The organism is Streptomyces sp. NPDC001852, assembly GCF_042891825.1.
Taxonomy (GTDB): Bacteria; Actinomycetota; Actinomycetes; order Streptomycetales; family Streptomycetaceae; genus Streptomyces.
On the sequence record NZ_JBIATN010000035.1, the window covers coordinates 57,494 to 68,300 of the forward strand.

The following is a 10,807-nucleotide window of genomic DNA, read 5'->3' on the forward strand; positions in this document are numbered from 1 at the left end:
TCGATTCGTGTGGCGCGGCCGCATGTGCCAGCGGCCGCGCCTCACCTGGCTCAGTAGGCGATGACGAGCCGCACGGAAGGCCGGTTGATCACGGCTCCGTCGGCGAGGTCGCTGTCCGGTGTGTCCGCGGGGTATGCGGTGACCACGGGTTCGGCGGTCCGGTCCGGGCTCCAGGAGCGGATCTGCGTGCAGATCCGCTCGGCGAGATCGGCGCCGGCCGGGCCGTAGCCGACGGCTCCCAGCCGGAACCGGGGTTCGGCCCCCGTGTCTTCGGCGGTCCGTTCCAGAGTGAGGTACGCGATCGAGTCGCCCTCGACGAGGGCGGGGCTCAGAGCAGGCGAGGCGGGACGGTGGAGGCCCGCCTCCACCGCCGCGGGCTTCGCGGTGATGCGGCAGGTCGCTCGCTCGGTAGCGCTCAGACGCAGCCAGACGCCGTCGAACGACTCAACGGGGCCGACTGTCGCATCGGTCCAGACGATCGACTTCGGTTGGGTGAGGGCGTTGCGCAGGCGTTCCGGGGTGATGGACTGGTCCTCGTCCCAGTAGAGCCTGACGAGCCGGTTGTCGTCGATGTAGTCGTTCCGCTCGCCGTCCTGGCCGATCACCGGGAGGAAGCCGCACAGCTTCACGGAGTCGGACCGCATCCGGTCCTTCTCGCGCTGGAACGCCACGGACCTGGACAGCCCGCGCCATCGCAGCGGGACAACGAGGCGTCCGCCGACGGCGAGCTGGTCCCACCAGGCACCGGGAAGGTCCCACATGCCGACCGTGGCGATCATCCGGTCGTAAAGGCCGAACTCCGGGGCGCAGAGGGCGCCGTCCCTGGTGACCACGCGAACGTCTCCGCATCCGTTCGCGTCCAGCATCCGGCGGGCGTAGGCGGTCACGTCGGGGTCGATGTCGCACGTGGTGACCTGTCCCGACGTGCCGGTGAGGTGCTTGAGCAGGGCGGCGTTGTAGCCGGTGCCAGCCCCGATCTCGAAGACGTTGTCGCCTTCGCGGACCGCGAGTTGGACCAGCATGAAGTGCACGACGTCAGGCTGGGAGGCGCAGCTCAGCGGGAGCGCGTCCTCGTCGGGGTTCTCTTTGATGGTCACGCTCTTGTTGGCGTACGCCTCTTCGAGGGGCACGTCGAGGAGGAAGGCGTGGCGGGGTACGGCCCGCATGGCGGTTTCCACGCGTGGGTCGCGGAGGCCGGCGACGTCGGCCGCCAGGATGTCGTCGACCAGGCGGTTGCGCAGGTCCTCTGGGGCGGCGCCGGTGGTGGTGTTCATCGCGTCCTTCCGGAAGGTGCCCGGCCATGGGTACGGCAGGGGCAGATCGTACTCATTTGTTCTGGTGCTCGGTTGTGGTTTGCGGCGTCATCCCGTCAGGAGCAGGCAGCGGTCCCATGCCGCGGTGAGCGTCGTGTTGACGAGGTCGGTGAGACGGACCAGGTGGATGCCTGCCGTGCCGTCCATCAGGCCGACGCCCTCCGGTAGTCCGCTGTGGTCCAGGTGCTCGTTGAGCCGGGCGTGCAGGCGGGGCAGATGTGTCGCGAGTTCATCGTCCATGGCATTGGCGGCGGCGCGGGAGACGGTCCGTATGAGTCCCGCCCAGCCGTGGCAAAGGGATGCGTCGGTGAGCTGGGCGAGCTGCTGGTCGTCGGCCAGGCATCCGGCCAGGGCCTGCTCGGCCTGGCGTTGCCGGTCACGGTCACCGAGGGCGAGGCCGGCGAGTTGTTGGGCGCGGGCGATGCCGGGAGTGCCGTAGCACCAAGACGGGCGTCTCGGTCCTCGGAGCTGGGGTTCGCCGCGTCGGTGTTCGGCTCTGGTGATCAGGTCCGGCCACCAGGCGCGCGAGCCGGTGCCGGTGCGCCACCGGTCGAGCCAGTCGCAGATCCGGATGATGGCTTGCGTCTGTCCGGGCACCGCGTGGCCGTGGCGCAGGGCCATGGCCAGCAGCGCCAGCGGTCCCGCGATGCCATGGGCGAGGCCGAAGTTGCCGTGTCCGCCGGGCCATCGTGGCGACGGTCGTAGATCGGGGCTGTCGCTGGTCCACCAGCCGGGCAGGGGTTGCGCGCCGATGGTGATCGGTTCGGTCAGTCGCACAAGGTAGGCGAGGGTGTCTCGCAGTTCCGTCCTGTGGCCACGGTGCAGGTGGTACGTGCCCAGGCCGGTCAGTCCGCTGATGAGGTCGTACTCGCCCAGGGTGGGCAAAGCGCCGCGGTCGAGGCGGGCATGTGCCCGCTTGAGTCGGTGGCCCGTGACGTCGGCGAGGTGCGTGTCCAAGGTCGTCAGGACACGCGCGGCGGTGCTCGTCTGCGTGAAGCTGAGGACGTAGGCGACAGCTGGGGCGCCCTCGTACAGGCCGCATGCTTCGGGGGTGGCCTGGATCGGTCCCTTGACCATGGCGGCGGCCCACGGCCGGAGCGCGTCCCGGTCCTCTTGGCCGGCACGGGCTCTGACGGCATGCAGCAGGGCGACTCCCGCTGCCCCGGAGTACAGCGACTGGCCCCAGCCGGGCCTGGTGGGTGTGAGCGGTGCGTCGTGGTTCATCAGCGGCTCTCCCCCGGCCAGGCAGCCCTCGCGACGGCGGACTGACGGGCCAGGCGCCGGCAGATCCGCTCGTCCCCCTGATCCAGACCACGCAGGCGGTTGTGGTGCATGTGCAGCAGGGACTCGAGGACGGCGTCGAGGTTCATGCTCTCGGCGAGGCGCTCGCGGTACAACGCCAGGGCCACGGCGCGGCGGTGCCACGCGTGGGCGAGCGCGTCGCCCCAGCCGCGGGCCCGGGGCGTTGAGCGGCGGACGAGTTCGATGGCCTGGTCGCTGACGTCTCGCTCGACGCGGGCCGGAGGCGCGGTGCGGTTCGCCAGCCACCGCATGCCCTCGTCGGGACCGAGCAGGCCGCAGGCGATATCCACCATCCCCACGGCGGCCAGCGCGCGTCCGTCGATGCCGGTGACTCCCAGACCCTGCAGGGCAGCGATGGTGTAGGCCGAGTCGGCCGTGAACACCGACTCGACACCGCGCAGGGCCGCGCCAATGCCGTAGCGGCCGATCTCCGGGGTGTACGTGTCGAACACGAGCCTGCTGCTGAGCCCCTCGCGGCGCAGCCTTGCGGCCCATCGGGCGACGAGCTCGGTGTAGGTGGCGTGCTGACCGGGGCTTCGGGTGCGGATGCGCAGGCGCAGGTGGTCGGGGTCGTGGGGGGTGCGGTAGCGGACGAACCACCACTCGGGTGCGTCCGGAAGCCGAGCTGTAAGCCGCGTGAGGTGGGTGCCGATCAGCTCCTCGAACTGGTCGGGGTGGCTGTAGATCTTGGCGTTCAGCCAAGGGGCCTGTACCGAACCCGGTACGGGTCCGAGTGTGCTGTTAGTGAGCACCGGGAGGACGCCGGAGAGCGGGTCGGGAGTCGGCGGGCGAGTGCTGGTCATCGGCAGGGCGATCTCGTGGACGTGGCCGCCGATCCAGCCGTAGCTCTCCTCGGCAGGCGCTTCGGTGAGCACGGCATGGCCTTCCCGGTCCAGGTGGGCGCGCAAGACGGCGGCGTTGGCGGGCACGTCGAGTTGTAGCCGCCGTGTCCGGTCGTCCTCGCGCAGCTCGACGGCACCCCGGCAGTGCCACTGTTTCCTCCACCGGCCGAGGGCTTCCGCCCACTCCCGCGTGTCCGCGCCGCGGCCCGGCAAAGCGTCGGCCGTCAGGTTCCAGCGGCTGGGAGAGAGGATCACGCGACCGTAGCGGACGCGTGGCAGGAACGGCAGCCGTGCGCCGTGTGGGCCCCAGTCGAAGCTGGTCCAGGCAGGGCCGAAGGCGCGGGTCAGATGGGCGAGGAAGCGGGCCAGGGGCGGTGGTTGCTTGTCCAGGGCCATGGCGTGGAAGACCTGCGGGTCTACCACGCGGCGGTGGGAGATGCTGACCAGGTACAGGCGGGTGTGCGTTGCCGTGATCGCGAGGTCTTTGATGTCGATGAGCGTGGAGGCGGTGTCGTTGGGGCTGCGGTGCTCGCCCAACGGGATCACGTGCGGGAGATACGCGGGGACGCGGGCGACGTTCTCTGTGTGCGGGTAGAGGGGCGGGAAGGAGAGTTGGGCGGTCAGAGCGTTCTCGACGCCCGCGGGGACTTGGCGGTAGATGTCAGCGAGTCCCGTGCCGGTGGCGACCGCGGTGAAGCGGGACGTGAACGTTCCCGCCGCGCGGGCCGGCGTCACGATGAGCGTGAAGTCCCCGCGCTCCAGGGCGGATAGGCTGTCGGCGTGCAGGCGCGCGCACATCTCCACGTGGGGCGGCGCCTCCTGCCCGGTCGATGCCTCGCCGCCCAGGCGGTCGATCAGGTCGTTGGTGAGGACGATTTCCCTGCTGCCGTCGACAAGTGCTTGGCAGGCCAGTGCCAGCAGTCGCTCGTCGCGCTCGCAGATCGCCGGTGGCGGGGCGGTCATGCGGCTACCGGGATACTCGGCCGGGTAGCCCAGACCGGACGCCGGGTCGATGACCTCCTTCACCGGTACCAGCGTGCCGGTGCCGTACCGCTCCCAGAACGCGACCTGGTACTCCTTCCACACGCCCTGGCCCGTCGGTCGGCGCGTCAACCGCAGCAGCACGTCGGCCGCCCTCTCCATCTCGTGCGCGACGCTCTCGGGGATCCGCACCTCGGCGTCCAGGAGCAGGTCGACGGCCAGCGGGCTCCGGCCCGCGTCGGAGAGTCCACGCAGCCGGGTCGTGAGTTTCTCCCGAGCCGGTCCTTGAGCGCTCTCCGGACACCGGTTGTGCTCGTGCTCGGCGTGTCGTACCGCTTCCAACTTGTGCAGCACCTCTGCGGCCTGAGGCACCGTGGCGGCGCCCACGCCGTGCAGCCGCTCGATCAGGTGGGAGAGCGGATCTGTGTCGGTCATCGGCGCGCGTAGGTTGGTGATCAGGAACTTCTCGCGCACCAGCGAGTCGAGCAATGCGCCGATGGTCTGTGGCTCGGTACGGGGGAAGAAGGCGGCTAACTGCTCGACAAGGGCGCCGAAGCGAACCGGGTCGCGCGCGAGCTCCTCGATCAAGCGGACCGCGCTGGTGCGCCGGGCGGTGGCTCCCATCGGTCCGCCGTGCGGGACGTGCAGTCGGCTACCGCGACGCACGGCGAGGTTGTTCAGGACCACGTCCAAGCGCTCCAGCAGCGCCGAGCACGCCTCCAGGCGGACGATGACGTCGTCCAGCCACTCGGTGTCCACCCGCGCCACGGCCCGGTGTGAGTCGCCCCATCGCACGTACGGCGTGTAACCCAGGCCGAGCGGGGCCACCCCCGCAAAGAGCCCGAACGGGGTCGGTCGCCCGGCGGCACGCAGCATGTAGCGGACGGTGGCCATGGCCGCACGCCGGACCTGCTTGGGGCGCGCCGGCTGCCCAGTGCAGATGGCGTCGACCCGCGTGGCAAGATCGCCGCTTGCGTGCCGAACGGCATCGGCGAAGCGCGCATCAGCCCACGCCTGCTTCAACCACCTGCCGCACGCCTCCGTGTCGGACGGTTCGGGCCACCATCCCGGCAGACTCGTTGGCGGCATCGCGGCGGCCCGAAGCAGTGCCGCGCCTGCGTGCCGGTAGATCTTTCCGTCGCTTCCCATCCCCTGCCTCCGCCATCAGCGCTGTGAACGGGGGGGCCGGGAGCAGCAGCGCCCCCGACCCCGTGCCCGAGCGGTCGTTAGACAGCGCTCGCACAGGACGATGCGCAGGTCGACGCGCAACCGTCGCCGGTACCGCACGCCTTCGGCAGCCGGTCGGCGCCGACCTCTGTGACGATGGTCAGGTCGATGTCGAACGGGTCGGCGGGCACCTCGGGGACGCCTGTCGCGACGGGTGCCTCGGTGGTGGCCGTCGTGACCGGGCTGAGCGTGGTTGCAGTCATTGCATTTCCTCTTCCTGTCGGAGGGATTCGGACGGTTCGTCGTGCTGCCCGGCTGATGTGCGGCATCGCCGCACCTCAGCCGTGGTCCAGCGTGCGCACCCTGCGGTGCGCCCCCTCTCCGGCTGACCGGACTCCGTGGGGGACGGGGATTCGGAGCATCCGGAGAGGGGAGCCGAGGACACGGATCGGAGCTACCGGAGCTGGCCCGCGAAGAGCGTGGTCATTGCGGTGCCGGTCACCAGGACGGGCAAGAACAGCACCTGGAAGGCGTCGAAGCCGAACCGGGCGAGGTATTTCGCCGGATGGTGCAGCATCCAGGCAACCTGGCCCAGCAACTGCCGGAGAGTCCGTTGCCGCATGGTGGTCATCACGCCGCCAGCCTCCGTGAGTCCGCAGAGCCGACAGCAACGACGACCGTCCACGGCGTCGAGAGCAACGCCCCTATCCGGGCCTGCCGTGCCGCCGGAGGGTTCCACCTGTCCCCCTCGAGACCACCCAACATCACGAGCAGGGAAGGTCACGATCCCGGCCGCCCTCCCCTGCTCGACCGCAGCCAGAGCGTTGTGCCAGCCTTCGCACAAGGCGCGGCTCTCTAACGGTGCCGCCCGGTCGACGTACGTCTCGACTGCATCGCAGCCGGCGCCGGCGACGTACCGCCGTCCGCCGGCCTCGCTGTGGTCGGTGACCTCACCGTGCGACGCGGGGAGGCAGGCGTACAGCGCCAGGCTGCCATGGGGCACCTGGTGTGATGCCGTCCGCCTCACACTGCTCATTCCGCTTTCCCTCCAGCCGGGTTGGGCCGAGCCGCCAACGGTCGGCGCCTCGATGAAGAGCCTGGCCGGGGGTAGTCGGCGGCGGTACGCCGTCAGCACGCCGTTCGTCCGCCGTCCGGCAGGGCGCGAAGAGGCGGAGGCGCGGCGTACCGCCGCGCCTCACTCATGGCGAGGCTGATCGGTCCAGTGCTACGGAAAAGAGAAGCGGCGATGGACGCGGTGGACGAACAGCGCCTCTGCAGGCAGACACCAGTACGGCGTCATTGGGTGAAGCTGGCCGACTGCGCCGAGCCTTCGGGCTTCGCGCGCAGGCACGTACGCGAGGTCCTAGAGGGATGTGCCTCGCCAGAGCGGGTCGACGACGCCGTTCTGGTCGCCTCGGAGCTCGTGGGCAACGCGCTCAGGCACACAGCCAGCGGTCCGGACTGCATGTGCGTGGAGGTCTACCGGGACGCGGCGGTGCTGCGGGTCCACGATGCGGGACGGGATGTGTCCAGGGTCAGGGCACGGTCCGCGGAGATGTCGCAGGATGAGCTGACGGATAGTGGTCTCGGGCTGCTACTCGTCGGGGAGTTGGCCTCGGCGTGGTCGGTTTGGCCGACCGCGATCGGCAAGGAAGTAGTCGTAGTTCTCGCCCTGGACTCCGGTGAGCTATCCGAGCGGGACGTTCTTGCGTACATCCCAGCGGTACGTCCGCCCGTCACGACGGAGCTCCACCAACTGGACGGCACGTACGGAGAGTTCGACGATTGGAAGAGCGCGGAGCTCTGAGACCGCCTTCACGACGGGGGCGGCGGGGCGCTGGCGGTTGTTGTACGCGAGGCTCAGGTGCGGCCGGAAAGCGGACGTCGGCTTCTTCGGCGCCAGTCCGACGCCGTTCCCTGCCTTGGCCAGCGCGTGGTGCAGCCGGAGCAGGGGTTCCCAGGGGCCGAGGGACAGGCGGACGGCGCCTCGGGATCCGGCCAGCGGCATGGCGCGTACGGAGAACGCGGAGGGCAGCAGTGCCTCGGCGTCCCGGGCCAGGCTGTCCAGTTGGCCGGGGGTGACGACGTCCGGCGTTCCCACTCGGGCGAGGGTGATGTGCAGTCCGTCCGTCGGCACCGGATCGAGGCCGAGGGGCGCCAGCTCCTCCTGGCAGCGCCCGGCGAGATCCGCGAGCAACTGATCATCTGGGAAGGTCAGCATCCAGTAGTACGCCCGGCTGCCGTCCGACCAGCCGGGGCGTGCCCAGTGGTCGGTCATCTCGTCGAGTGCGCTGAACGCCGCCCAGTCGTGGGCCGCGGTGACCGCCGGGTCGTGCGTGTCCGCGGGGGGCTCGGCGGGGAACGCGGCGGGATCGGCACTGAGCAGGGGCACCCGACGTACTCCTTCGGCTACACACTGCCCCGGCGTTACGACGACACCGACGGCGCCTACGACGCGGATGACGCCATGGCCAGGGCTGCTGGCTGCGAGCTCCAGGTCCGGAACTCGTCGCCATAATCGCGTACCGCCGGGTGATCACGCCACGGCCCGGCCTGCTCATGCAGGTCGCGGGAGCGCTGGTAGACGGAGCTGATCGGGGTGTCTCCGCACAGCCGCAGGGCCTCGCGGCCCAGCACCATCGCCTGATCGATGTCGGGTGTGCGCTGCTGCAGCAGCGCGGTGGCGACGTCCAAGCGTACGAGCGAACGGCTCCAGGAGGAGCTGGAGTGCTCCACGAGATCGTCGATGTGCTCGGCGTCGCGCAGGACCTGCGCCGTATTGCGCAGGGCCACGTGTGACGTGACGGCGTTGGCCAGCGTACGGGCCCGTCCGTACGGCTCGAAGGAGATGCAAGGGGTCAGCCCGACGGGTACCTCGTGGAGGTCGGAGAGATGGAGTGCCTGTCCGAGGACCTGTTCGACGGCGCGCCAGTCGCCGGTCTTGCCGAGGGCCCGGGCCCGGCCATTGGCGAGCAGGCGGATGGACTGGGCGTGGCGCGGGACTCGCTCGACGGCCGCGGCGGCGCAGGCGTCCGCCTCCCCGTACCGGCCGGCGTAGTAGAGGCTGAAGGAGAGGGTGCCGCATGCCCAGAGCTCGGTGTCCAGGTCGCCGATCTCACGGCTGAGATCGCGGGCTTCGGTGCAGTACGCCTCCGAGAGCGCGAAGTCCCCCGTGTTCACCGCCATGTAGCCGAGCAGACCAGAAGCGCGGGCGGCGAGGCGGAAGAGCTCCCGGCGCACACGAGGGGGCTGACGGCCGTCGAGGAGGGTGTGAGCGAGCTGCCACGCCTGGCGGGCCTGGGGGCGGAGGACGTACGGCCCGTCTTGTTCGTACCGACTGGTGCTGCCCTCCAAGGAGGTATCGAGGAAGGCGAGCGTTGCCTCGTCGGCGTTGCTGGCCGTCAGCTGCCGGGTCCGGGTGACGATGTCCAGCGGGTTCTCATCACCCTCGCGCGGCGGAGGAGGACTCGGGGCTGGCCGGCATGTGGGCGGCTCCTCGGAGCGGTCGTGCGCGGAGTCGCCGTCGTATGCAGTGGAGAACAGCTCGGACACGGGTCTGCCCAGCATGTGTTCCAGCACCCGGCAGGCGTCAGGGCGGGGCAGAGTAAGCAGCTCCCCGCCGTACCAGCGGTCGAACTGGCGTGGCGAGACCTGGAGGGACGCCAGGCGGGGGTCGCGGTCGAGTTTCGCCAACCGGGCGGCGGCCCGCTCGTACTGGGCGGCGAAAGCCTCGTGCGTCGTCAGGTGCCGTTGCTGGAGCAGCTGCCGGAGCAGCGTTGTCCGTGGCATGGCCCACCCTCCCGGTGCGGCGTGCGGGACCGACGCGGAGGCGCGTGCCGGTGGCGGGGTGGTGGCGATGCGTCGCCCATCGGTCGGCTGCGGCGCACGCCTCTACGGACGCGCGCCGTGACTCCTGACAGCATGCAGACGCAGCCACCAACTAGGCAATATGTCTTGCGAAGTTGACCCGTATGGGTTGTACAGGCGTCGCCGGTACGGAGAGACTCCTGGCATGGCCTTGAAGAGAAGCCTGGTCCCGCAGTCGGTGTACCGACGACAGCTCGCGGCACGGCTGAAGGAACTGCGCGATGCGACCGGGCTCACCCTCACCGAGGTCGCCGACCAATTGGAGGTCAACCAGGGGTCACTGAGCCGGATCGAGAACGGCGAACGTGGTACGACGCCGGTCCTCGTCCGGGCGCTGCTGGACCTGTACGGCGTCGACGACGAGGACCGGCGCGCCGACGTGCTCGACCTCGTACGAGCGGACAAGGAGCAGCAGAAGCCCTGGTGGAGGAAGTACTCGACGGTGCTCAGCCCGACCCGCTACGACGGCTACCTCGCTCTGGAGGCCGGCGCCACGCACCTCGCCAACTACCAGCCGATGCTCGTGCCGGGGCTGCTCCAGACCGAGGACTATGCCCGCGCCGTGATTTCCCAGATGAGGAAGGACCTGTCCCCACCGCAGGTCGAGTCCCTGGTCAGGGTCCGCATGGAGCGGCAGAAAAGCCGCCTGGGCGGTGAGGCCCCCGCCAGGCTCTGTGCGATCCTCGATGAAGCCGTGCTGCGAAGGACCGTCGGCTCGGTCGAAGTGATGCGCGACCAGATGCGGAAGCTCGTGGAGGCGAGCGAGCTGCCAAATATCACCGTGCAGCTGCTGCCGTTCTCACTCGGAGCGCATCCCGGGCTGTATGGGCCGTTCGTCATCCTGACCTTCCCGGCCCCCACGCCAGACCTGGTGTGGCTGGAGAACCCCAAGAACTCCGTGTACCTCGAGTCCCCAGCCGACGTGGACAACTACACGGACATCTTCCACCAGCTGAGGGGCACTGCCCTCGAACCGCCTGAGACCCGCACCCGCATCGAACGCATCAGCAAGGAGCTCTAAGTGAGCACACCCCGCACGATCATCCAGTCGCCAGCCGCCGACCTCACCGACGCGCAGTGGCGCAAGAGCTCGTATAGCGGGGGTGCGAACGACTGCGTGGAGATCGCCGACTTGGGAGACCGTGTCGCGGTGCGCGACTCCAAGGACATCGGCCGTCGGCCGTTGCTCTTCTCGAAGAGAGCGATGCGCGCGGTGGTGAGCGGAGTCGCCTGTGCGGCGATCGGTCAGCGCTGCGGCTAACAAGAATCCTGGGCCGTGGCGAGGAAACCGTGATGGGCGGTCGCCGTAGGCGTATACGTCTCGGGTCTGAACGA

10 protein-coding genes are annotated in these 10,807 nt (G+C 69.9%); 3 read left to right on the forward strand and 7 right to left on the reverse strand.

The features are described from left to right. Nucleotides 1-50: 50 nt before the first annotated feature. From fxlM to ACFYZB_RS40005, 5 genes are all read right to left on the reverse strand, one after another. Nucleotides 51-1,274, reverse strand: a complete 1,224-nt coding sequence (gene fxlM, locus ACFYZB_RS39985) for a methyltransferase, FxLD system (RefSeq protein WP_388766798.1) — start codon at nt 1,272-1,274, stop codon at nt 51-53. Between the two features lie 87 nt (nt 1,275-1,361). After that, nucleotides 1,362-2,537 carry a lanthionine synthetase C family protein gene (locus ACFYZB_RS39990; RefSeq protein WP_388766800.1) on the reverse strand — a complete coding sequence of 392 codons (1,176 nt, stop codon included), beginning with the start codon at nt 2,535-2,537 and terminating at the stop codon, nt 1,362-1,364. Then, nucleotides 2,537-5,587: a lantibiotic dehydratase gene (locus tag ACFYZB_RS39995; RefSeq protein ID WP_388766802.1), complete on the reverse strand. Its 3,051-nt coding sequence runs from the start codon at nt 5,585-5,587 to the stop codon at nt 2,537-2,539. Before ACFYZB_RS39995 ends, ACFYZB_RS39990 begins: the two co-directional genes overlap by 1 nt. A 77-nt stretch (nt 5,588-5,664) precedes the next feature. Beyond that, the gene (locus ACFYZB_RS40000; protein ID WP_388766804.1) at nt 5,665-5,868 is read right to left on the reverse strand and encodes an FxLD family lanthipeptide; all 204 of its coding nucleotides are present in this window, start codon (nt 5,866-5,868) and stop codon (nt 5,665-5,667) included. Nucleotides 5,869-6,059: 191 nt separating this feature from the next. Beyond that, a complete protein-coding gene (locus ACFYZB_RS40005; RefSeq protein ID WP_388766806.1) occupies nt 6,060-6,236 on the reverse strand; it encodes a hypothetical protein in 177 nt (58 codons plus the stop codon). A gap of 615 nt (nt 6,237-6,851) precedes the next feature. Between ACFYZB_RS40005 and ACFYZB_RS40010 the strand changes: the two genes are divergently transcribed. Further along, on the forward strand, nt 6,852-7,412 hold the full coding sequence (locus ACFYZB_RS40010) for an ATP-binding protein (protein ID WP_388766808.1): 561 nt from the start codon (nt 6,852-6,854) through the stop codon (nt 7,410-7,412). Here the strand turns inward: ACFYZB_RS40010 and ACFYZB_RS40015 are convergent. Beyond that, entirely contained in the window at nt 7,293-7,997 is a 705-nt protein-coding gene (locus tag ACFYZB_RS40015; protein ID WP_388766810.1) for a 2'-5' RNA ligase family protein, read from the reverse strand. The genes ACFYZB_RS40010 and ACFYZB_RS40015 overlap by 120 nt on opposite strands. Nucleotides 7,998-8,053: 56 nt before the next feature. Further along, nucleotides 8,054-9,394, reverse strand: coding sequence for a hypothetical protein (locus ACFYZB_RS40020; RefSeq protein ID WP_388766812.1), 1,341 nt, complete (start codon nt 9,392-9,394; stop codon nt 8,054-8,056). A gap of 223 nt (nt 9,395-9,617) precedes the next feature. Here ACFYZB_RS40020 and ACFYZB_RS40025 point away from each other — a divergent pair, with 223 nt between their 5' ends. Both ACFYZB_RS40025 and ACFYZB_RS40030 read left to right on the forward strand, forming a co-directional pair. Further along, a complete protein-coding gene (locus ACFYZB_RS40025; RefSeq protein WP_388766815.1) occupies nt 9,618-10,493 on the forward strand; it encodes a Scr1 family TA system antitoxin-like transcriptional regulator in 876 nt (291 codons plus the stop codon). Then, nucleotides 10,494-10,733, forward strand: a complete 240-nt coding sequence (locus ACFYZB_RS40030; RefSeq protein ID WP_388766816.1) for a DUF397 domain-containing protein — start codon at nt 10,494-10,496, stop codon at nt 10,731-10,733. The last annotated feature ends 74 nt before the right edge of the window (nt 10,734-10,807 follow it).